We start from the raw sequence: 22,289 nt of genomic DNA on the forward strand, positions 1-22,289 counted from the left end.
AGGCACTCGGTCCCCAAGCAGACGCATACGCTGGTGCGATGACCCGCCCCGACATCGTCCCAGCTCTGTTCCAGGACGCCGAGACCGACCTTCCGGCCATCGAGCAGTGGTGCTCCACCGTCCTGTCCGGTGCACCTGCCCGGCTCCTGCTACTCGGTCCGCACTGGTCGGGTAAGACCCACACCGCCTACGCCGCACTGCGCCGTCTGCTCGCGGCCGGCTACAGCAGCCAGCAGATCACGGTCCACGGCGCCAGCGAGCTGAAGCGGACGTACGACCCGCGTGTCATAGCGGACACCACCGCGGTGACGATGGTCGACGACGTGACCGTGTCGGTCGACCTGGTCCGTGAGGCCAAGGGACCGCTCGCCCCCGATTCCGTCGACGTACAGGCGATGATGGCCCTGGAAGCCGGCGCGCTCGCCGAGGCGATCGCCTCACTCGTCGTTCTGCCCAACCGGTCGTGGATACTGATCGCCTCCACTCCGGAGATCCTTGCCGAGGCGGTCGGCGAGCAGACGGCAGCACGCATCCTCGCCGTCGCCGACACCGTAGAGCTGGCCCAGCGACCGCTCCCCAAGCTGTCCTGGTGACCGCCGCGTCGGGTGCCGCCGGCCCCGTGGGGAAGCCGGAACAGGTCAGGCGCACCGTCGCGGACGCGCCACGGGCCGCGGGCACCGAGCCGATGCTGGCCGCGACCAACATCTGAGAGGCGACGGCATGGAGGGGCCCTACATCGATCCGGATGGGGACCACCGTTGCTGCGGCATCTGTCCGGCGCTACGGCTTCCCCGAACCGACTTTGTGGTCTTCGACCGGCCCAGCAAAGACTGCCCGTTCGACACGCAGGACGGCCACCGCTACACCCCGGACCGAATGCCGGCCTGTGTGCACCCGGACAAGGTGGGCCTGGAACCGGATTGCATCGCTCCGCTGTACGCGCCGGAGCAGCCCGAACCGCTCCGCCCGGACCGCCGCTGGTGGCGGCGCCGGTAAGGCCCTGTGCGGCAGATGCCTCGATCCCTCCGGCGCGGTCTGCGCCGATACGGCCGGTCCCGTCCGGTCGCCAGGCGCTCGGTGCCGGCGATCCGCGCTTACGGCGGGATCGACGTCAGCCCCCGCTACTCGCGGCAGACCCTCGCCGGTGGCCGCTGGAATCCTCCCGCTTCACCACCCGGAAACTCGTGCACTCCCGCTGTCACACCACGTGCTCCTCGCACACCTGTAGCAGGTGACAGACGGAAACCACCCCGGGAGCTGCCGTGACCCTCACCCTGACGCCGTACACGCCTCGCCAGCAGTGGGGCCTGCGTTCCACCGATGCGGCCCTCCCGCCGACCGCGTTGCGCCAGATGGCCACAGGCGAGACCGAGGAGACGGCGCGGACCGAGCTGGCCGAACTCTCCGACCCTCAACGCCTCGTCCCCGCGGCAACGGCGGAACAGGCCCGCGGCGAAGCCCAGATCCTCAACGCCCTCATGCACGCCTACGGCCGTCATCGCTCCACGCTCACCGGCGGCCCGCTCGGCATCCGCAGCCTTACCCCGCGCCCCACGGAACTGGTCGTACGCATCGCCCCCTCGCAGCTGCCCCGCTGGATCGACGCGCTCGCGTACCGGCCGGAAGGCCCAGGCGTCGCCGGCCTGCGCTGGGCCTCGCACCGTGACGGCATCATCCTGACCCTGGCTGGGATGACGCTTTCCCTGATGGGCATCGACGACACGACCTGGCGGGAGGCCCTCGCTCAACGGCCCGCCGACCACGCCAGCCTGATGCCGCACTGGATCCCCGTGATCGTCGACGAAGCCGACCGGGCAGCAGCTCAGGAAGCAGACCTCGCCGGGATCGCCGACCACCTCTCCGCCACGCTGCGCCGCATCCGCCTGGTCGACGCGCTCGCCCGAAGCGGCCACGTCAACCTGTTCACCACCCGGCACCTCGGCAACCTCCACCTGATCGAGGCATGCGAGGGCACTCCCACCGTTCTGCCGCTGTGGACCTCCCGCTCCCTGCCCCTGGCCCTGTGGCCCACCGGCCGGATCCCCGTCCAGGGCCCGGCCGACCCCCGCGCCGCCGTGCTCGACCTCGTCACCGCGGTGGAACCCTCCGTCGCGGCACACGATCACCCCGCCCTGGCCCTGTGCCACCTGGCCGGCAACCGCCCCGACCCCGTCCTCGTAGAGGCCGCCGAACACGCCCTGGCCGTCGCCGCCCGAATCCTCGCCGACCCCGCGCACGCCAGCCTGTACGACGCCGGCGGCTGGGCGGGCAGCTGCCGCACCTATCCGGAGGGCTCCGTCCACGGCGCCGATCCGTGCATCCCGCCCGGGGCCGAAGAGGTCACCGACCTTCCCGACGCCGACCTCGCGCGTATCGGCGCTCACACCCTCGGCGGTTCACCGGACGACTCCCGCCTGCTGTGCGCCGGCCAGGACGAACTCGTCCACCTGCTCGACTGGGCCCTCGCCGCCGCCACCCGCCCCAGCACCCGGCCCTCCTGGACCAGCGACGAGTTCCTCGGCGCCCGCTCCACCTGGCCGCTGCCCGGCCGGGACGGCACACTGGAGCTCACCGCCAGCAGCACCGGCGTCTACCGCGTACACCTGGAAAGCCTCGGCCTGCCCGAACTCGTCGGCGAGGACGACACGGTGGAGTGGGAGCGTGAGGCGGCACCGTCACAGGCCGCTGCGGTTCTGCTGGCCGAGCATGCCGCGATCGAGGCATCTGTCTGCCTGCCCTTCCAGCGCGAGCACCGCAAGCAGCGCCTGTTGCTGCCCGCTCCCGTTCCCGCCGAGCCCACCATCCGTACCGTCCTCGCCGGAGCCGACTACGTCCTTGGCTTCACCGCCTTCGCCAGTGTCCTTGCGCAGCTGGGCCATCGGGTGGATTGCGCCGATGGAGCGGCCGACGGGCACTGGCAGATCGACCCGGCCTCTTCCGACGACCCGCACGACTACCCCCGCTCCCTGACCGCTCACGTCAGCGACTGGTTCGAGCTGCCCTCGCCCCACCCCGCGGAGGAGGCCAACGGAGCCCCAGTGGACAGCAGCGCCTACCTCCGTCATCTGACCGTCCACCGGGCGGCCTTCGACCCGTTCGTCACCCGCTACCTCGCCGCGGCCGACCGACTCACCGGTCCCCACACCTTCGAAGAACGACACCTCGCCGGCGTCGCCGCCCTGCGCTCCACCGATCTGGCCGCCCTGGCCTGCCAGGATCTGCGTCCCGTGCGCGCTTCGCTACGCCGCCTGGTGAGGTCCATCCCGCAGGATCCCGCCCACCTCGCACAGTGGTACGAGGGCCACCTCAACGCGTCGTCCTGAACGAGTCCGGCCCGATCTGGCGGTCCGCGCTACTCCCTCGCGCGCGCGTCCTGTGGTTTCTGTTCAGACATCAGGTGGGTCCTCAGCCACGATGGTGGGCAACCACAGGTATCCAGGAGGCACTGATCAATGGAAGGCCCCCAGGGCCTGGAATGGTGCGCGCAGCGCAGATCGGTGACTGGGGGATGGTCCAGCGCATCCAAGGCGCTGGCGCGGGGTGGCCGGGGGCGGCGTTAGCCCCCGGCAGTTGATGAGGGTGCGCAGCACACGGATGGTTCGTGACGTGGCTCAAGGACTGTGGTTCTCGACTGTCCTCTTCTTGATCTGACTCTGGATGTACTACCTCACCGGTGAGGTCACCTTCACTTCACCCGTGAAGCTACCTCTCACCTCGCGGGTGAAGTGACCCTCACATCACGGGTGCCGCCACCCTAGCTTCACCGGTGAGGTGAGGTCCTGCGACCTCCCTCCCAGGGGGTGGCCTCACCCGTGAAGCCAGGGGTGGCCTCACCCGTGAGGCTAGGGCAGAAGCTAGGCAAAGGGCCCGGTAGCGCGCGGCTCCGGGCCCTTGACCTGCTGTTTTGCTACGCCCCTTGCTGTGCGGCCTCCAGGCGCTCCAGGACGCGGCGCGCCCACCATCCTCCGTCGAGAAGGATGTAGTGCGACGCCTTCAGGAGCTTCGGGTTCTCGTCGTCGTACTGGTTGACGATCTTGAGGAGCTTGTACTCCTTCAGTTCGACCAGGCTCCGTTCCACCGTCGAGACCGACCTGCCGATGTTGGAGGCCAGCTCCCGGCGGTACGGCGGCCGGTAGTCCGAGGCGCGGGTGTCGATGTCCACGTACGTCGCCAACGCCATGTACAGGGCCTTGGAGTTCGGGGACAGCGACCCGTCGCGCGCTACCCGGTAGTCGATCTTGACCCAGTCAAGGCCAGGTCCCTCGCCGCGGGTCACGCTGACGGCATGGGTTTCCTCCTGGTCCTTCTTCTTCGCCACTACCTGCTGCCGTCCGTCTGCGCCCGGGTGCCGACCACGCGGGCCCGCTCTCCGGGGACCCGCGTCGATCCGAAGGGCTGCACCGGCCGGAAACCCAGTTCGGCGCCGTTGCTCTGTTCGTCCATAGGGGGAGTGCTCCTGACTGCTCCTCGGCAACCAGGCGGGCTCGCACGATGGCGCCCGCGCGGGTTACTCTCGGAACCAGCGAGTATCGAAGAACGACCCCCACGCGGCCAAGCTCGGGGGTCGTTCTATTTGGTTGGGGCTGATCCTACGACTTTGGATTGCCCGTCAGGCGCCGCTGCCGTCCCTCCAGTCGAACAGGTCGAATGGGCGGCTGCGTCCCACGGCCGGGCGCTGCCGGGATGCCGTTGAGCACGCCGCAGGCGGGAGCACGCGGTCCGTCACCCTCCGGTTTGGCCCGGTCGGCCACCTGATCGATGTCACGAGGATGGCCCCTTATCCGGCGTGCCACCGTCGGCGGTCCTCGTCCCACTGCTCACGAGCCCGGGCGCGTTCTGCCCCGGCGTCCAGCCGTTCGATCAGGGCGTCGCTGTCGACGAGCACCTCGGCGTGCGGCGCTCCGCCGGGATTGAAGCGGTGCCACTGGTCGACGATCACCACCGTTCGGGCAATGCCCTCCTGATCCGGCATGGCCATGGAAGCCTCGGCGAACGGCCCCGGGGGACCGCCGGGCACCGAGACCCAGTCGCCGGCGGCTGCCTGCCAGGGATGGATCAGATCGCCGCCGAGCGGGCCGGTGGCGGCGGGGCGCCCTGCGGGGGCCGGCTCCAGGGACTCCGCCTCCAGCGAGACCAGCTCCAGGCCGCTCACACTCAGCCGGAACTCACGGGCGTTCGCCATCTGCCAGAGCAGGGCAAGCTGCCGCGTCACCCGCCTCCAGTCCTCCGCCCGGTCGCCGGTCACGGTCCCACCGGTGCTCAGTACCTTCAGCGTGCGGGTGAGGAAGCGGTGCCGGGCGAGTTCGCGGCCGTCGTTGCCCTTCATGTCTTCCGGCAGGGGAGGGAGTTGCTCGGCGAGACGCTGGGCGTGAAAGAGCGTGGAGGGCGAAGACATCGGGATCCTTGGGACAGGGGACGGTGCCGCGCGGGACACGGCCAGTGCGGCACCGGGAGATATGGATCAGCTGCGACCGCAGAGACGGCTGCGCCCCCGCGGATTTGGTCAGGTGGGCAGAACGCCGGTGATGGTGGGAAGCCCCTGGACGGTGATGACGGAGGCGTCAGCGGACAGGACCTTGAACGCGTGCTTCCAGGGCCTGTCGTTGAGCGTGAACAGCTCCTGCGGCGGCAGCATCAGCGACAGGCGGTTGACGCTGGTGTATCCGAGCTGCCGGTAGAACGCGGTCAGTTCACGGTCGTGCCGCAGCGTCAGCGCGGCGTATCCGGCGCCCCGGAACGTCTCCTCGGCCTGCTGGAGGAGATCCCGCGCGACGCCGCGCCGCCGGTGCTCGGGCCGGACAGCCAGAATGTGGACGGTCGAAATGCGCCGCAGGAGCCGACGCCGAACCAGGCCGGAGGCGCGGCCAGGCCTGGCGATCCAGTTCGGCGGTCCACAGACAATGGATCCCACCGGGAAGTCGTCGTTGTCCTCGGCGATCAGAAAGTGATTGTCCTGGTGGGACAGCGGACCGTCGTCGGTGGCGGTGAGGGCGAACCGCATCGGCGCGAGGGCGGTGGGCACCGCCTCGGTGGGCAGATGAAGATCAACCAGTGAGGCCAGTTCGACGACTGTGTCGCCGTCGTCGGGAGTGGCGGTACGGATGCGGATCCCGGATCGGGTGGTCGTGTGCATCGGGGATAGGTCCTTCTGTGACGCTGGTCGGGTACGCGGTGTGCGGGGAGGGGCGCTATGCGTCGGGCCGGGCGCGGTGTCAGTCCGCCTGGACGCTCCAGCCGAAGAAGAGCCAGCTCGGTTCGGCTCCCGGGACGTCCAGCAGCAGTGCTCCTGCTGCGCCGTCCCTGATGCGGCGGTCGTCGTCCTCGATGAGGCGGTCGGCCAGCCATTCGGCGTCGTCCTCGCACAAAGGGCCGCCGTCGGCGCCTTCGAAGGAGGCGTAGGAGTCGTTGACGTAGCCCGCCGCGACGGCGCGGAGCGGCGCCCGGTCCGGGACGACGACGACCCGCCTCACCGTCGTGAGGTCCGCACGGCGGACGAAGGGGTCATGGTGCCTGGCGGTGTCCTCGGCGGTGGCGGCAGCGAGGGCGCGTTCGGGCGTGGGACCGCTCGCGGTGAAGCGGTACAGCATGGGGATGGGGTGCATGGCAGTCCTCGGGCATGGTTCGTCGGCGCCGGGCGGAAAGCGGCGACCGCGAGGTGGGTGGAATGGCCCCGCCGAAGAACTCGGCGGTGGGAATCGAGGCGGGCTGTCGGCCGACCTGATGTAATTACAGTACACGCAATTATCGAGTTAAGCAACGATTGGGTCGGGTCTCTTGCTCCGCACCGCCGTAGGGCGCCGCACCGGATCAGCCGGTGTCCCGGTGTGCGGGCCGGCTCCTGGACTCGCATCCCGCCGGGCGGCGTGCGAGAGGCACCGCTGCCCGCCTGGTGGGCGGCACCCTGGCGGGAGCGGCTGGCACTCGTCGATGATCGCCCTCATGAGTACGAGCGCCTGGGACACACAGCACCGGAAAGTTCTCTGGATCACGGACGGCGTCCAAGGGCTGCCCACGGGGTTGGCCGCTGGCCGCTACGAGTGCCGCGCCTGCGGGGAGTCACTGATCCTGCGAGGCGCCCGCGCCGGTTCGAAGGTGGCACCGCACTTCGCGCACCGCAGTGGCGAGGGCTGCAGCAAGCCCGAGCGCGAGGCACAGATCGACGCCGATGACGAGGTCGTCATCCGCCTGCGGGAGACCATCCGTGCCCTGCCGGGCGTCACCGACTGCACCATCACGTCACCGGGCGAGGCGGCCGATCATCCTTCCGGCTTCCCGCCGGCGCTCCTCGCTCGCTGCGGAGCCGAGACCGTGATCATCGAAGCGCCGACCGCCGCGCCCGACGTAGAGGCCGTCCGCCGCCGGATCCGCGCTGTGCGCGAACACCACGGCGGCGCCATGCACGTCTGGTTTCTCAGGCAGGACCCGGCACAGTTCGGACAGCTCAGGCCGCGCTTCGTCCGGTTGCACGGCGAAACTCAGCAGCACGAGCAGGTGGCCCCCACCGCACAGCAGCTCACCATCATCGAAGCCGGCGGCCACGTGTACTGGCTCGACGGCAAGAAGGTCCTCGTCCCCTACGGAGTCCACGAGTTCCTGCACCCGGTCAAACCCGAACAGGACTGGCAGAACTGGGAGGGGCGGCAGTGGAAGCGCGCCGATCCGCGCGCGGACTGGCGGATCAGCAAACCGTTGCCGGCGCCGACGGCCGACAGCTGGGGGCTCGTCCCCATCTCCCTGTCGTCGCTCACCCGTACCCGCGCTGCGTTCCGGCCGGCCGACGCGTACGCCGTGATGGACGACTTGTACGCCACTCAGCAGGGCCGCTTCCGCTGGCGCAACCAGCACGCCGGTGACACCTACGCCCAGCGGCACACACCGCCCGCTCGGCCCGCCACCGAACCCCCGCCGCCCAGAAGCGTCGAGGAGCCCCGCCCCGAGCCGCCCGTCGACGAGCCGCCCGTCCACCCGTCGCCCTCAGCCCTCGAACTGCCCGCGGCGACCGAGCAGACGGCGCCCGGCTCCGCCCAGCAATTCCCCCCGCCCCCCTCGTACCAGCCCGGAGTCCTCCCGCAGTCGGCGCCCGAGAAGAACCCCGGCCTCCTGGAACGGCTGCTCCGCCGCTCCCGGCGGCGGCAGTGACGACACCGCGCAAGGCGACCGAGAAGCGCGCCCGAGGGAGGTCACACCCTCGGCGGGCCCTTGGCGAACGGACGCCGCGCGCGCCCCGGATCTGCGTGGTTGCACGAACGGGCATGCTCACAGGCCACAATGGCAAGCGGTACCGACGGCATCCGGGTGTCTGGGGGAGTGTCCTTTTGTCCATCGACCGTCTTCAGCCTGTCGTCACGCCAGCCGTGTTCACCGCCCGCTCCGCGGCCACCGGCATCCCGCCCTCCCGGGCCGGCTCGGCCGCCGGCCCCCTGGAGAAACTGAGCGACGACGCCTTCCACCTCGCTCTGCAGAAGGCCACCGCCGACGCGGCGGGGGCCGCGGCCGCCCAGGTCGCGACCGAAGCCGTGCGCCGCCTCGGCCGGCTGCAGGTGCGCGATCTGCGCCTCCTGCTGCTCGACGCCCCGGATACGCCGGTGTGGGCACAGGCCCGGCGTAGGTCACTCACGGCCGTTGCCGCCACTGCGGCGCTGGCGCCCAGCATCATCTCCATGCACGCCCAGTTGCTGCGCCTGCCCTCGGCGACGGTCCGTGAAGGTCAGGAGTCCGGGAACGAGCCCTCCTTCGTGGCGCAGGCGACGCTCGACGTCGGCGGCCGGGAGACCACCGGCAGCATCCAGCGCGCCCGGACCCGAAAGGGCGCCCGTCAGCAGGCCATGGCCAGCCTCGTCGCCTCGCTCGCCGGCCTGGACGATCCGTTCGCGCAGCACAGCGTCGCGTCGTGGACGGGGCAGTCCGCCGAGCCGGTGTCCCAGGATCCGGCCACCCGGACCGGCCCAGGTCCAGGCGGTGGCCGCAGTCCGATCTCGGTCCTCAACGAGTACGCGCAGGCGGGCCACATCACCCGGCCGGACTTCCGCGTCACCCTGCACTCGCCCACCCGCTTCACCGCGACCGTCACCGCCACCCTCGGGGAGCAGCAGCTCACCGGCAACGGGGCCGGTTCGAGTAAGCAAGCCGCCCGAGCCGGGGCCGCCGACGATCTCCTGGACGTTGTGCAGCGTGCCGTGGCCGCCGACCTTCCCGAGGTCCCCGCAACAGAGCCCGAACCGGAGCCCGCCCCCGTCGCCGGGCCGGCTCCCGCTGCTTCGCCGCTCCCGCCGGCCGCCCTCCAGGACCCCCCGCCGGTACCCGCGGCGAGCGCGCAGGAGCTGTTCCAGGCCCGCGTCGTCGTTGACCACCTCCTCGCCGGCGGCACGGCGCTCACCCTTTTGCCCTCCCGGCACCCCGCCCGCACCGCGTGGATGCTCTTCTCGCCCGACGGCACCCCGCCCGCCCGGGCGGCGACCCTGCCGGCGCCGCTGCAGTACGTCACCCGCGAACTCGTCCTGGCCGGACCCGGCGGCATCATGCCGCGCCGCGCGACGGTGACCGGCGTCGCCGCGCCGCTCAGCCTCGTCCTGCCTGCCCTGCTGGCCTCCCGGGACGCGGAGCATCCCTCGGCGACCGGCTGGCGGCACGCCGTCCGGCTAGGCCTTCGTTGCGTGGCCCAGCAGCGGGTCCACCCGGCCCTCACCGTCGAAGGCCACGACTGCTGGCGCGTCGGCCCGAGCAGCGACGCGCTGCGCCGTGCGGTGGCCGCCGCCGCCGCACAGCTTGCCCCCGAAGGGCACTGCCTGTTGGCCGGCACGACGCCGGTGCGCATGCCCGCCCCGGAACCGGCCGTCTGGGCGGCGCTGGACGCCGTCGCCGACGCCATGCTCCGCACGCCCGGCGCCACCACCGTCCTGGGCCCCGGCCCCTACAGCGGCCCGGCGCACGACATCCGTCCGACGCCCCAGTTGTGGACGTGGGCGGACGGGATCGAGGACGGCCTCGATCCCCGCCCCGCGCCCGGCCTGGTGCTGCGCATCAAGCAGCCCGAGAACGAGGGCCCGGTCCCGGCCGCACCGCTCACGCTGTACCTGGACGCCGGCGACGGGCGGGACCCCGTTTCGGCAGCCGGCGTCTGGGCCGGACAGTCTCATCCCGGCCTCACCACCGCGGCGCTGCCCGCGGTACGCCGCGTGCTGCGCCGGGCCACCCGCCTCTTCCCGCCGCTGGCGGACCTCGCCGCGCAGGACCATCCCAGCAGCACCACCTTGTCCGCCCACGACCTCGCCCACCTCCACCAGGCCGCGGCCGGCCCGCTGGCCGAGCTCGGCGTGGGTGTCCACTGGCCCCCGCACCTCACCGACGTCCTCACCTCCACCGCCGTCGTCGGCGCAGCCCACGAGGACGATGAGGGCCACGACGCCCCGGCGAGCGGCGGCTACCTGTCCCTGGAACGCCTCGTGGACTGCCGCTGGCACATCAACCTCGACGGCGAGCCGCTCACCGACGCGGAGATGACCGCCCTCGCCGACGCCGCAGCCCCGCTGATCCAGCTGCGCGGACGCTGGCTCCTCATCGACCCCGAAACTACCCGCCGCGCCCGCGACCGCCGCCTGGCGCCCCTACCCTCCCTCGACGCGCTGGCCGCCGCCCTGGCCGGCACCCTCATCCTCGGCGGCGAAACTCTCCACGCCCGCCCCGCCGGCACCCTCGCCGCCCTCGTCGACGCGCTGCACCAGGCCCCCGAGAGCCCCCAGCCCGTCCCGGCACCGGCCGGCCTGACCGGGACCCTGCGCCACTACCAGGAACGCGCCCTGGCCTGGCTCGCGCACACGCTGGGTCTGGGGTTCGGCGCGCTGCTGGCCGACGACATGGGGCTCGGCAAGACCCTGACGACCATCGCCTTGCACCTCCACCGTGCCGAGAGCACCGAGCGAGCCGGGCCGACGCTGGTGGTGTGCCCGGCCTCCCTCATGACGAACTGGCAGCGCGAGATCGCCCGCTTCGCCCCCGGCACCACCGTCGTGCGCTACCACGGAGCCGACCGGACCCTGGGCGCCGACGCCCAGGGACGCAACAGCGTCGTCGTCACCACCTACGGAACCCTGCGCCGCGACACCCAAGCCCTCGCCGCCACAACGTGGGGCCTGGTCGTCGCGGACGAGGCCCAGCACATCAAGAACCCGGCCTCGGCCACGGCCAAGGCGCTGCGTGACCTGCCCGCTGCTGCCCGTCTCGCGGTTACCGGAACACCCGCGGAGAACAACCTCACGGAATTGTGGTCCATCCTCGACTGGACCAACCCCGGCCTGTTCGGCACCCGCGCCGCGTTCCGCGCCCGCTACGGAGCCGTCGAGAAAGACCCCGGCGTACCCGTCGCCGCACAACTCGCCCGGCTCATCGGCCCGTTCATGATGCGCCGCCGCAAGTCCGATCCGGGGATCGCCCCGGAGCTGCCCGACAAGGTCCACCACCACCGGATCGTGGCGCTCACCGACGAGCAGACCGGCCTGTACGAGGCGACCGTCCGCGACACCATGGAACGGATCGCCGCCAGCACCGGCATCGAACGCCGCGGCCAGGTCCTGAAGTTGCTCCAGGCCCTGCGCCAGATCTGCAACACCCCCGCCCTCTACCTCAAAGAACCCCTCGGCGAAGCCCACCCGGCCGCTCTCGCACAGCGCTCCGGGAAACTGGCAGCCCTCGACGATCTCCTGCCGTCCCTGACCGAACGCTCAGAAGCCGGCCTCATCTTCACCGGCTACGTGCAGATGGGCCGCATCCTCGAGCACCACCTGCGCGCCCGCGGCCACCGCGCCGTCTACTTCCTCCACGGCGGGACACCCCCCGCCCGCCGCCAAGACCTTGTCGACGCCTTCCAGAACGACTCCGAACCGGCCCCGCTGTTCATCCTGTCCGTCAAGGCGGCCGGCACCGGCCTCAACCTCACCCGGGCCGAGCACGTGATCCACTACGACCGGCCCTGGAACCCGGCCGTCGAGGACCAGGCCACCGACCGCGCCCACCGCATCGGCCAGCACCGCACCGTCCAGGTCCACCACCTGATCACCGAAGGCACCGTCGAGGACCACATCAACGAGCTCCTGGCCCGCAAGCGCGCCCTGACCGACGCCGTCCTCACCTCCGGCGAGAGCGCCCTCGCCGAACTCGACGACACCGAACTCGCCGCCCTCGTCACCCTGGGAAGCCGATGACCGCCCCCACGCGCACCATGGGACCCCTCGTCGCCGCCTGGAAACAGGGATTCCACCTGGCCACCGCCGGTTCCGGCTCCTACGCCAAGGGCCTCAACCTCCACCGCAACGGCGCCGTCGGCCAAGTCCACGCCGCCCCCGGCCGCCTGTCCGCCGCCGTCGCGGCGAAGAAGGCCACCCACAAAGCCGCCCTCCACTTCCCCGAACTCGCCGAAGACCGGTGGCACGCTCTGGCCGACCGGCTCGCGGGCGACCCCCAGGCGTCAGCCGACCTCCTGGCCGGCCGCGTTCCAGCTGCCGTCGCCGACCCCGGCCACGCCGGCGGCACGGCCGTCGTGCCCGCCGCCGACGAGATCACTTTCTCCTGCTCCTGTCTGCCGGGCAGCGCCGGCCGCGTATGCGACCACAGCGCAGCCCTCGGCCACGCCGTCGCCGAACGCCTCGCCAGCGCCGCGTCCCTGCTGCTCGCCGCCCGCGGCATGCCCACCCGCGCCCTCGCCGCAGTCCTGCGCGACCGGATGCCCGACGAGGGCCCCGGCGCGCTGCCCGCCGACCCGGCCGGAACCGTCCGCGCCGACCAGACCTACTCGCTGTGGGCCCACCACGGCCCGTCGACCGAGCCCGTCATCGAACTCGATTCCGCCGTCCCCGTGACCACCTCGATCACCGACCCACCCCCGCCCTGCCCCTCCGCCCAGGACCTTGCCTGGATGACCAAGGACGCCGCCACCCGCGCCCGCGCCCTCCTGGACGGAACCGCAGACCAGCCGCACGACACCCTCGCCGACACCGTGCGGATCCTCGCCACACCCGACGGAGTGAGCCGGCTCCCGCAAGCCGCACGATCCAGCGGCCACTCCGCGGGCACCCTGCGCACCATGATGATCGGCTACCGGCACGGCGGGCCGGCCGGCGCCCACGCCGCCCTCCGCGCCACCCCTACACCCCCGTCCGTGCTGGAGCGCGCCCGGGACGCCATCCGGGCATCCCGCGCCCTCGTCCTCGGAGACCTCGACACCGCCGACGGGGCGCTGACCGACACCACCGCCGGAATCCAGCTGCGCCCCGGGCCCGACGGCCGCTGGTATCCCTTCACCTTGGCCGGTGGCCAGTGGCGCCCGGCCCCGGGATGCTCCCACGACCCGGCCACCGCCTACCTGGCGGCCCGCCGAGCGCGGGCCGCCAGGCCCACCGCCCGATGACGACCGTCCGCGTGGCCGCGTACGGAGCTGGCGCCTCAGCTGAGGGAGAGGCACCACTTCCGGCGATCTCTCACAGACGCGAGGGTCCGCGATCGCCGTGTACCGCAGGCCGCTGGAATCGGCGGAGGCGGTCCGCTGACGGCCGACGGTGGCCGCGGGCGGTGTGAGGGTGAAAGGGAGAATGGGCGCGCTGCGGATCGCGCGGCACCGAGAAGGAGGCGACGTGGATCTGCAGACCGGCGTACGGATCTACCAGTTCGTCCGCGACCGACAGGACGATCTCCGGAACGCACAGCACCCCGGGGGGCACGACGCGTACGTCCAGTCGTGGCGCGACGCCCACGGACTCAGCCAGGACTACGCCACCGCAGTGCAGGCCGACGACGTCGGGGAGGCCGGCCGCTTCCTCTCCGCACTCGTTGCCATGGCCGACCAGTGGAAGAGCCACCCCGACTACCCGGTCCTCGCGGGGCAGGCGCCGGGCGGCACGCGCGCCGACCCGGAATCCCGATCGTGAAGCCTCGCTGGCGGCCCGCTTCCGACGATCGAGCTGCCGTTCACCGGGAGCTCGCGCACGTGGAGGGGCCGCAACTCACGGCCCCGGCAGCGATGCGCCGGCCTACGGCCGACTCGCGAGCAGAGCGTCGACCTCGCTGTGGTGGTCGATGTACGCGGCCAGCTGAGGGCTGAGCTGCTCGGCCACCCAGGCCAGCTCGTCGAGCCGGCGCTTGAGCGGAGCGGCGAGCAGCGGCTCCCAGTGGGCCGCGCGGTTGCGCAGCCCGTGGAGGTTGCCGATCGCCCGGTCGACCGCGCCCCGGTCGGTGCCCGGCGGGAAAGCGAAGTGCAGGTGGGGCACCCAGAGGGTCTTCTCGTGCGCGGACGACGAGAGGTACCGCCACAGCCCGAGGCTCAAGTCGGCGATGATCTTGCCCGGAGGGGCCTGCCGGCCGTACCGGGCCCGGGCGGAGTCGATCGCCTTGCGCGGCTTCTCGTTCACGTCGACGCGCCGGGGCCCGCGCGGTCCGCCCTTCTTGGTCCGCCACAGCGGAGCGCGCAGCGGGCTGGCGGGATCGTCCAGCCAGTGCTCCGTTCCGGACCAGGTGGCATCCAGCGCCGCTCCGTAGGCGTTGCGCAGAGCGACCTCCAGGTGACCGAGGTCGTGCAGCACGGCGCAGGACACGGTCGTGTTCCACTGGTACAGCTCCAGGGCCCGGTCGCGATCGCCGCCGGCCTCGCCCAGATAGACGCCGTAACGGGCCGGGCTGAGCCAGGTATCCACCCACGGCCCGGCACCGGGAGCCGGAGAGGTGTCGCTCACGTTGTTCCTCCTACAGGTTCGGGTATAGTCATGGATGACAAGCCCCGGTGGACCGCTGATCTGAGAAGATCATGTCGCCGGGGCTAAGACGTTTCCGGGCCCGGTTACGCCGTGCTGCGCGAGCCGGGTGGGGTGGCTTCCTCCGACTTCTCGGAGTGGCCGTGGCCGGTCCGGGCTCGCACTATCAATCAGACCCCACCGGGAACGGGCTACCGCTAGACTGGGACCACGGATTGATCCTCATGCGTCGCCAACGTTGAAAGTAGACGAAGAGGGACGAGAGCATCATGAGGATCAAAGCGTGGCGATCAAAAGGTAGGAAGTCGTAGTGCCGAGCCGCACAGCCGCCGCAGACAAGATCAAAGCGCGCCTTGACGCGCTCACCGCCCTACGCAGCGGCGGCGCTCTCAATGACGTCGCCTCCAACTACACACAGCTCCGCGCCTTCGGCCGGGCCGGCCGGAAGGTGAACGCCGTCCGGCTGCGCCGCACCTACGTGCGCCACGACGTCCCCCGCCCCGTCGACCGCGAACGCAACGGACTACCGCGCGACGAGCAACCCCCCGCCGCGCGCCTCATCGCCCCCCGAGGAGTCGCCGGCCGGCTCCACCTCATCCTGCTGTTCGCCGCGCACTGCCAGGCCGCCCCCGGCCGCCAGTGGCCCAACCGCATCCCGATCGAGCCGGACAGCACCCAGCGCCTGTCCTGGATGGGGCTTATCGGTGCGCACGCCCGTCACACCCCCGGCGGACGCCGCGTCGCCAGCCCCCGGGTCAACAAATCGCGCCAGATCACCGAAGCCCTCAAGAAGCTGCGCGACCAGCACCTTCTGGAGTTCCCTAACGCCGGCACCTCCCGTCCCTTCCAGGACTTCCGGCTGCTGTGCGACAGCGGCGCCAGCACCGACGCCGCCCCGATCCCCTACAAGGTGCCCCGCGCCGAAGCCCCCGGCATCGACGTCCCCGTGGAGTTCTTCACCTGCGGCTGGGTCAACCTGCTCACCCCCAGCGAGACCGTCGCCTATCTGATGTGGCTGGACGTGACCCAGAACCCCGAGCACGACGAGCCGTACGTCACGGGCATCGAGCGCGCCGGACATTTCGGCCTTGGCCGCGACGCCTACGAGACCCACGAGACCCTCGAGGCGTTCGGGCTCATTGATGTCGAGCCTGCTCTCCTGCGCCACGAAGACGGCAAGTACACCGACTACTCCGCCGAAGGCGGCAGCCCCATCTGCCACCGCGTCACGCTCACCGACGGCATCACCCGCAACGCCGCCGAGGCGATCGAACCGGTCCTGCGCCAGTACGCCGCGACAGGCCGCTGGGGGCGCCCCCTGAGCAGCTTGAGCGATCTGGCGGCCAGCCTGGGCATCCGTATCCCCAGCTGAGCCCCGGATCCCCAGCAGGCATGCACGGTCGGCGTCAGCCCGCGTAGGCGATCGCCAGCACGGTGATGGTGTTCGTCTGCTCGTTGATCAGGATGACGATGGCAGCGCGGCCTCGAGCGACCGTCCGCACGATCCCGTCGTCCTCCCCGTACGGCTCACTGGCCGCCAGCGGGTCCTGGACGGCGTCGACGAGACACACCGCGATGTCGCGGCGAGCCTCGTCGGACAATGCCTTGTAGATGTCGTACTGATCGGCCGGGATGTGGAGCCTGAAGGTCACGCGGCGCCCCGCCGCCCCTGAGCGTCGTCCACGACGGTTTCCGTCATGTCGGGGGCGGTCTCGTACTCGGCCGGCAGGGTGCCGTGTTCCTTGACGTGGGCGCGCGCGGCTTCGATGCGGGAGCGGGCCGCCTCAAGCGTCTCCGCAGCCGAGGCCCACCCCTCAAGTCGTGAGGGCAGATCCTCAAGAGGGGTCAAGTTGACGTCCGCCAACAGCTGCTGCCGGAGCGCGCTGTGGGGCAGGCGGACGTGGAGCCGGTCCACCGTCCACTCCTCATGCAACGCCATGTCTGTACTCCTCTTTCGGCGGCTGTCTGCCTGCTGCCAGCCTAGCGGCAGGAGCCAAGCCCGGGGAGATGACAGGGTCCGTCGCTGCGGCATCACCACACGACGGGATACGCCCGGCGGCACCCACGGACGTCAGCCGAACGGCGCTTAGGTCGAGTCGCCGGCTTCTCTGGGCGGGGCAGCGTTGCACGTGGCTACTGGGCGTGGAGTTCGTCGAGGGTGCGGCCAGATTCACTCATTCGCACGCTTGTGCGAATTGCGGTTATGGTGGATACCTAAAGAGGTCACAGGTCAGGGGAGGGCCGAGCGAGGTTCTGGAGGTGTTGGACGGTGGATTTACTCATCTGCATGTCGCCTCCGGCTACTCGGCCCGTTACGGCGCATCCCTCCCCCACGACCTTGTCCAGCGCGCCGCCGAGCGCGGGATGACCGCCCTGGCGCTGACCGATCGGGACACCGTTGCGGGCAGCGTCCGCTTCGCCAAGGCCGCCGCGGCCGCCGGGGTCCGCCCGATCTTCGGCGTCGACGTGGCCGTCGCCCCGCTCACCGCCTCCGTTTCCGCAGCCGCCCGTCCACGGACGCCGGCACGCGGTGGTGCGCACGTTCTCGAGCCGCCCCTGCGGATCCCGCTCCTCGCACAGAACCTCGCGGGGTGGGCGCGGCTGTGCCGGCTGGTGTCCGCAGCGCACGGGGATGCCGGGGACGGTCTGCCGGTCGTGTCGTGGACGACGCTGCGCGCGTACGCGAACGAGGACTTGGTCGTCATTCTCGGGCCGTCCGCTGAGCCGATGCGAGCGCTGTCCGCCGGGCGCCCTGACGTTGCCGAGCGGTTGCTGGTGCCGTGGCGTGAGCTCGCGGGTGACCGGCTGCGCTTGGAGGCCGTGTATCTGGGCTTGGAGGGCACTGGGGCGGGGTCGCTGCGGCTCGCGGCGCGCACGGTCGGCCTGGGGGACCAGCTCGGGGTGCGCACGGTGCTGTCCAGCGCGGTCCGCTACGCCGATCCTGGCCAGCACCGGCTGGCCGACGTCCTCGACGCCGCGCGCCTTCTTCGGCCCATCGACCGCCGGCACCTGGACAGCGGCGAGCGCTGGCTCAAGGGCCCCCAGGAGATGGCCGCGGCCGCGGAGCGGATCGCCCGAGCGGTGGGTCACGACCGGGGTCGGGCTACACGTCTCCTGGCGGAGACCGAGGCCACCGGTCAGTCCTGCACGCTCACCCCCGTAGACCTGGGGATGGGGTGGCCGCACTTCCCGGAGGCGTCCGTGGTTGGAGCGGGCCCGGAGGCGGGTTCGGCGATGCGGCTGCTGCGCCAGCGCTGCGATGCCGGGATGGTCGCCCGCGGCCTGGACGACGACAAGGCCGCCGTCCGGCAGATCGACTACGAACTGGACGTGATCGGGCGGCTCGGGTTCGAGGGCTACTTCCTCGCGGTCGCGCAGGTCGTCGCCGACACCCGGGCGCTGGGGATCCGGGTGGCCGCGCGAGGTTCCGGCGCCGGCTCCATGGTCAACCATTCGCTGTTCGTCGCGACGGCCAACCCACTGGAGCACCGGCTCCTGTTCGAACGCTTCCTCAGTGAGCGGCGGACCTCGCTGCCTGACATCGACCTGGACGTGGAGTCGGAGCGGCGGCTGGAGGTGTACGACGCGATCATTGACCGGTTCGGGCGGGAGCGGACCGCGGTTACCGGCATGCCCGAGACCTACCGGGCCCGGCACGCCCTGCGCGACACCGGCCTCGCCCTGGGGATTCCACCGCAGGTGATCGGCGAGGTCGCCAAGAGCTTCCCGCACATCCGCGCCCGCGACATCCGCAGTGCCCTCGCGGAATTGCCCGAGCTTCGCGAACTCGCCAGCCGATCCCAGCAGTTCGGGCCACTGTGGGAGCTCGCCGAGGGCCTCGACGCCCTGCCGCGCGGGTACGCGATGCACCCCTGCGGAGTGATCATCTCGAACGCCTCGCTACTGAACCGCGTTCCGGTACAGCCCACCCCGGGCGGCTACGCCATGCTGCAGGCCGATAAGGAAGATGTCGAAGATCTCGGCTTGCTCAAGCTCGATGTGTTGGGCGTGCGGATGCAGAGCTCGATGGCCCACGCGGTCGCCGAGATCCACCGGGCCACCGGCCGCGCGATCGACCTGGACAACCCTGACCACGTCGACCTGGACGACCCGCTGGCGTTCAAGCTCATCCAGGCATCCGACACCGTCGGACTCTTCCAGCTGGAATCTCCCGGCCAGCAGGACCTGGTCGGCAGGCTCCAGCCGCGGCACATGCAGGATGTCGTCGCGGACATCAGCCTGTTCCGCCCCGGCCCGGTGAAGGGCGGCATGCCGGCGCTGTTCATCGCTGCTCGGCACGGGGCGACACCGCGCTACCCGCACGCTGACCTGGAGCCGGTGCTGAACGACACGTACGGCGTGGTCATCTGGCATGAGCAGATCATCGCGATCCTCGCGCGGATGACCGGCTGCGACCGTGCGGCGGGCGACGTCGCACGCCGCGCCCTGGCCGATCCTGACCGGCTGCCGAAGGTCGAGGCCTGGTTCCGCCGCACGGCCGGCGAACGCGGCTACACCAAGGACGTCCTGGACGAAGTGTGGGAGACGATCTCCCAGTTCGGGGCGTACGGGTTCTGCCGCGCGCACGCGGTCGCCTTCGCTGTCCCGGCCCTGCAGTCCGCCTACCTGAAGGCGCACTACCCGGCCTTTCTGTACGCCGGGCTCCTTGAACACGACCCGGGCATGTGGCCGATGCGCGTCATCGTCTCTGATGCCCGCCGCCACGGCGTTCCCGTCCTGCCCGTCGACGTGAACGTCTCCGGCGCCCAGCACCGCGTCGAGCAGGCCGAGCAGGGGTGGGGGGTGCGGCTCGCGCTCTCGACGGTCAAGGGGATCAGCGACGCGGAGACCGAACGGCTGGTCGCCGGCCAGCCCTACAACGGTCTGCAGGACCTGTGGCAGCGGGCCCGCCCCTCCCTTGCGCTCGCCCAACGCCTGATCCGGATCGGCGCGCTCGGCCCGCTCGCCGGGGACCTGACCCGCCGGGATCTGCTGCTCCAGGCGACCGAGCTGCACCGTCAGTCCCGCCACCGGCGCGCGGGTGAGGGGCAGTTGCCGCTGGGCGGGGACCTGGTGACGGCGGAGCCGAGCGGACTGCCGGAGATGACCGGCCGCGACAAGCTCAGCGCCGAGCTGGAGACCTTGTCGATCGACGTCACGCATCACCTGATGGAGCACCACCACCGGCTGCTGCGCGAGCTCGGCGCGACCGACGCCGCCAACCTGAAGGGCACGGTGCCCGGCCAGACCGTGCTCGTCGCCGGAGTCCGGGCCTCGACACAAACGCCGCCGATCCCTTCCGGGAAGCGCGTCATCTTCGTGACGCTGGAGGACGGGTCCGGTCTCGTGGACATCGCGTTTTTCGAGGACTCCCACGAGGCGTGTGCGCACACGGTGTTCCACAGTGGGCTCTTGCTGGTGCGGGGAACGGTGGAGGCCCGGGGACCACGCAGGACGGTCGTGGGGCAGAGGGTGTGGGACCTGGACGAGGTGGCGGCCGCGCGCCGTGACCACGGCCCGCAGGCCGCCCTCGACCTCCTCGGCCGCCCCTCCCCCGCACCGACACCCGCCCAGCCCGGCACCCCGGTGCCGCAGCGGACCCTCACGGACGGCACGGCCGGAGCGAAGCTCCACCCCTACGCCGATCTCCAGCCCGCCGGCACCCGGTCTGCGGACCTGCGACGGCTCGGCCACCGCAGCCAGGGAAGCGCCGGGTGAACACCATGACCATGCGCAGCATCTTGCACCTGCGCTTTGTCCTGCCGCCGGGCTCCGACGCGGACCTTCCCGAGGAACTGCGCCGGCTGCTGGAGAACATCACGCCACAGGTGCAGATGATCGAACCGGACAGCGCCGTCCTCGACCTGACCGGCGCCCACTCCTATTTCCACCAGGACGCACGCGGCCTGACCGAACTGATCCAACTACGCGCCCTCGCCTACTTCGGAGTGAGCAGCGCGGCGGGTGCCGCGTCGACGCGGATGCTCGCGGCGATGGCCTGTGCCCTCACTCCGACCGGCCTGCGCCTCGTTATCGAGGACTCCCCGGAGGCGGTCCGCGGATTCCTGCGGCCGCGGCCAGTGCGGGAGTTGCCCGGGGTGGGCCCTCGCACGGCCGCGACGCTCACTGATTACGGGCTGCACACCGTCGGGGATGTCGCCGACGTTCCCCAGCTCACCGTGCAGCGCCTCCTCGGCGCCCGTCCGGGCCGCATCCTCCACGAACGCGCCCACGGCCACGACACCACCCCGGTCGACCCGGCTCCGACGCCGGCCAGCATCAGCAGCGAGCACCGCTTCGACCGCGACGAACTCGACCCCGCCCAGCACCGGCGGGCCCTGCTCGCCCTCGCCGACGTCCTCGGCGCCCGCCTCCGCAGCTCCGACCAGATCGCTGCCGGCATGACGTTGACCGTCCGCTACGCCGACGCGAGCTCCACCCGCCGCAGCCGCACCCTGTCCGAGGCGACCCAGCACACCGTGCTCCTGGCCCGCACCGCCTACACGCTGTACGACAGCCTCGGCCTTCAGCGCGCCCGGGTCCGCGACATCACGCTGCGCGCCGACGCCCTGCGCTCCGAGGACCGGGCCGCCCGGCAGCTCACCCTCGACAGCAGCGACGACAAGCCCCTCGCGATCGAAGCCGTCGCCGACCGGGCCCGGGCCCGATATGGGCGCGATCTGCTCTACCCCGCAGCCCTCGCCGTCGGTAGACGTGCCGCTACCGGCGCCGCCGGCCTCTGAGAAAGAGGGCGATCCCTCCCCGGACAGGGCAGCCAGTCCTGGGGGATCGCGAGGCAGGGAGACCAGGACGGTTCGTCGGGTTGGCCAGCCATACGATCGATGGTTGCTGGTGTTAGAGGACACGCAGGATGCCGACGACTTTGCCAAGGATCTGGACGTCGTCGGCGGGGATCGGCTCGTAGGCGGGGTTGCGGGGCATTAGCCAGACCTTGCCGTTCTGCCGGTGGAGGACCTTGACCGTGGCCTCCTCGCCCAGGAGGCCGGCCACGATGTCGCCGTGGTCGGCGCTGTCCTGGCGGCGGACGGTCAGGATGTCGCCGTCGCAGATCGCGGCGTCGATCATGCTGTCGCCGGACACGGTCAGGGCGAACAGGTCACCGTCGCCGACGACCTGGCGGGGCATGGAGTAGACGTCCTCGACCAGCTCGTCGGCGAGCAGCGGGGCGCCGGCGGCGATCCGTCCGACGAGCGGCACCTCGACCGGCTCCGTCTCGCGGCCATCGGCGAGTTCGGGTGCCCAGGAGGGGCGCACTCGGTAGGCGCGGGGCCGGTGCGGGTCGCGGTAGAGGACGCCTTTGGACTCCAAGGCCGTCAGCTGGTGCGCGACGGAACTTGTCGAGGAGAGGCTCACGGCCGCGCCGATTTCGCGCATCGACGGCGGGTAGCCCTGCTGTGCCACGGACTCGTTGATGTACCGGACGATGGCCGCCTGCCGGGTTGTCAGCCCGGCTTCATGCGTCCGTATGCCCGGCGGTCGGCCCGCGCGTCCCCGAGTGCTGTTCTCCATCCCCCGCACCTCCGTCAAGATCCT

The 22,289-nt window shown here is 71.5% G+C and carries 19 protein-coding genes; 10 read left to right on the top strand and 9 right to left on the bottom strand.

The annotated features are described in order from the left end of the window. Positions 1-38: 38 nt before the first annotated feature. The 3 genes from ACFV6H_RS29560 (at position 39) to ACFV6H_RS29570 (ending at position 3,323) form a co-directional block, all read left to right on the top strand. Positions 39-593: a hypothetical protein gene (locus ACFV6H_RS29560; protein ID WP_385548175.1), complete on the top strand. Its 555-nt coding sequence runs from the start codon at positions 39-41 to the stop codon at positions 591-593. A gap of 127 nt (positions 594-720) precedes the next feature. Further along, on the top strand, positions 721-996 hold the full coding sequence (locus tag ACFV6H_RS29565; RefSeq protein WP_385548178.1) for a hypothetical protein: 276 nt from the start codon (positions 721-723) through the stop codon (positions 994-996). A 266-nt stretch (positions 997-1,262) separates the two neighbouring features. Then, positions 1,263-3,323, top strand: a complete 2,061-nt coding sequence (locus ACFV6H_RS29570) for a hypothetical protein (protein ID WP_385548180.1) — start codon at positions 1,263-1,265, stop codon at positions 3,321-3,323. A gap of 584 nt (positions 3,324-3,907) precedes the next feature. Here ACFV6H_RS29570 and ACFV6H_RS29575 read toward each other — a convergent pair. The 5 genes from ACFV6H_RS29575 to ACFV6H_RS29595 all read right to left on the bottom strand — a co-directional run bounded on the left by ACFV6H_RS29575 (position 3,908) and on the right by ACFV6H_RS29595 (position 6,602). Next, positions 3,908-4,318: a hypothetical protein gene (locus ACFV6H_RS29575; RefSeq protein ID WP_385548183.1), complete on the bottom strand. Its 411-nt coding sequence runs from the start codon at positions 4,316-4,318 to the stop codon at positions 3,908-3,910. Continuing rightward, positions 4,318-4,443 carry a hypothetical protein gene (locus ACFV6H_RS29580; protein WP_385548186.1) on the bottom strand — a complete coding sequence of 42 codons (126 nt, stop codon included), beginning with the start codon at positions 4,441-4,443 and terminating at the stop codon, positions 4,318-4,320. Before ACFV6H_RS29580 ends, ACFV6H_RS29575 begins: the two co-directional genes overlap by 1 nt. Positions 4,444-4,777: 334 nt before the next feature. After that, positions 4,778-5,395, bottom strand: a complete 618-nt coding sequence (locus tag ACFV6H_RS29585) for a hypothetical protein (protein ID WP_359769113.1) — start codon at positions 5,393-5,395, stop codon at positions 4,778-4,780. 108 nt (positions 5,396-5,503) lie between these two features. Beyond that, positions 5,504-6,133 (bottom strand): GNAT family N-acetyltransferase, encoded by a 630-nt coding sequence (locus ACFV6H_RS29590; RefSeq protein ID WP_385548189.1) that lies wholly within the window; start codon positions 6,131-6,133, stop codon positions 5,504-5,506. Between the two features lie 79 nt (positions 6,134-6,212). Further along, positions 6,213-6,602, bottom strand: coding sequence for a hypothetical protein (locus ACFV6H_RS29595; protein ID WP_385548192.1), 390 nt, complete (start codon positions 6,600-6,602; stop codon positions 6,213-6,215). Between the two features lie 337 nt (positions 6,603-6,939). On the opposite strand from ACFV6H_RS29595, the gene ACFV6H_RS29600 reads away from it, so the two are divergent. The 4 genes from ACFV6H_RS29600 (at position 6,940) to ACFV6H_RS29615 (ending at position 13,916) form a co-directional block, all read left to right on the top strand. Then, on the top strand, positions 6,940-8,139 hold the full coding sequence (locus tag ACFV6H_RS29600) for a competence protein CoiA family protein (protein WP_385548195.1): 1,200 nt from the start codon (positions 6,940-6,942) through the stop codon (positions 8,137-8,139). A 176-nt stretch (positions 8,140-8,315) separates the two neighbouring features. After that, the gene (locus tag ACFV6H_RS29605; protein WP_385548198.1) at positions 8,316-12,197 is read left to right on the top strand and encodes an SNF2-related protein; all 3,882 of its coding nucleotides are present in this window, start codon (positions 8,316-8,318) and stop codon (positions 12,195-12,197) included. Further along, positions 12,194-13,399: a hypothetical protein gene (locus ACFV6H_RS29610; RefSeq protein ID WP_385548201.1), complete on the top strand. Its 1,206-nt coding sequence runs from the start codon at positions 12,194-12,196 to the stop codon at positions 13,397-13,399. Before ACFV6H_RS29605 ends, ACFV6H_RS29610 begins: the two co-directional genes overlap by 4 nt. 223 nt (positions 13,400-13,622) lie before the next feature. After that, entirely contained in the window at positions 13,623-13,916 is a 294-nt protein-coding gene (locus ACFV6H_RS29615; protein ID WP_385548204.1) for a hypothetical protein, read from the top strand. Between the two features lie 102 nt (positions 13,917-14,018). Here the strand turns inward: ACFV6H_RS29615 and ACFV6H_RS29620 are convergent, their stop codons facing one another. Beyond that, the gene (locus ACFV6H_RS29620) at positions 14,019-14,717 is read right to left on the bottom strand and encodes a hypothetical protein (RefSeq protein ID WP_385548207.1); all 699 of its coding nucleotides are present in this window, start codon (positions 14,715-14,717) and stop codon (positions 14,019-14,021) included. 328 nt (positions 14,718-15,045) lie between these two features. On the opposite strand from ACFV6H_RS29620, the gene ACFV6H_RS29625 reads away from it, so the two are divergent. After that, positions 15,046-16,107 carry a hypothetical protein gene (locus ACFV6H_RS29625; protein WP_385548210.1) on the top strand — a complete coding sequence of 354 codons (1,062 nt, stop codon included), beginning with the start codon at positions 15,046-15,048 and terminating at the stop codon, positions 16,105-16,107. Between the two features lie 34 nt (positions 16,108-16,141). On the opposite strand, the gene ACFV6H_RS29630 is transcribed toward ACFV6H_RS29625, so the two are convergent. Then, a complete protein-coding gene (locus ACFV6H_RS29630; protein ID WP_385548213.1) occupies positions 16,142-16,387 on the bottom strand; it encodes a hypothetical protein in 246 nt (81 codons plus the stop codon). Next, positions 16,384-16,674, bottom strand: coding sequence for a hypothetical protein (locus ACFV6H_RS29635; protein ID WP_385548216.1), 291 nt, complete (start codon positions 16,672-16,674; stop codon positions 16,384-16,386). Before ACFV6H_RS29635 ends, ACFV6H_RS29630 begins: the two co-directional genes overlap by 4 nt. Before the next feature lie 320 nt (positions 16,675-16,994). Between ACFV6H_RS29635 and ACFV6H_RS29640 the strand changes: the two genes are divergently transcribed. Then, positions 16,995-20,453, top strand: coding sequence for a DNA polymerase III subunit alpha (locus tag ACFV6H_RS29640; protein ID WP_385548219.1), 3,459 nt, complete (start codon positions 16,995-16,997; stop codon positions 20,451-20,453). Between the two features lie 11 nt (positions 20,454-20,464). Then, positions 20,465-21,478 (top strand): hypothetical protein, encoded by a 1,014-nt coding sequence (locus tag ACFV6H_RS29645; protein WP_385548222.1) that lies wholly within the window; start codon positions 20,465-20,467, stop codon positions 21,476-21,478. A 112-nt stretch (positions 21,479-21,590) separates the two neighbouring features. Here ACFV6H_RS29645 and lexA read toward each other — a convergent pair whose 3' ends face one another. Next, on the bottom strand, positions 21,591-22,265 hold the full coding sequence (lexA, locus tag ACFV6H_RS29650; RefSeq protein ID WP_385548224.1) for a transcriptional repressor LexA: 675 nt from the start codon (positions 22,263-22,265) through the stop codon (positions 21,591-21,593). Positions 22,266-22,289: the final 24 nt, after the last annotated feature.

The sequence above is a fragment of the Streptomyces sp. NPDC059743 genome (genome assembly GCF_042732975.1).
Taxonomy (GTDB): domain Bacteria; phylum Actinomycetota; class Actinomycetes; order Streptomycetales; family Streptomycetaceae; genus Streptomyces.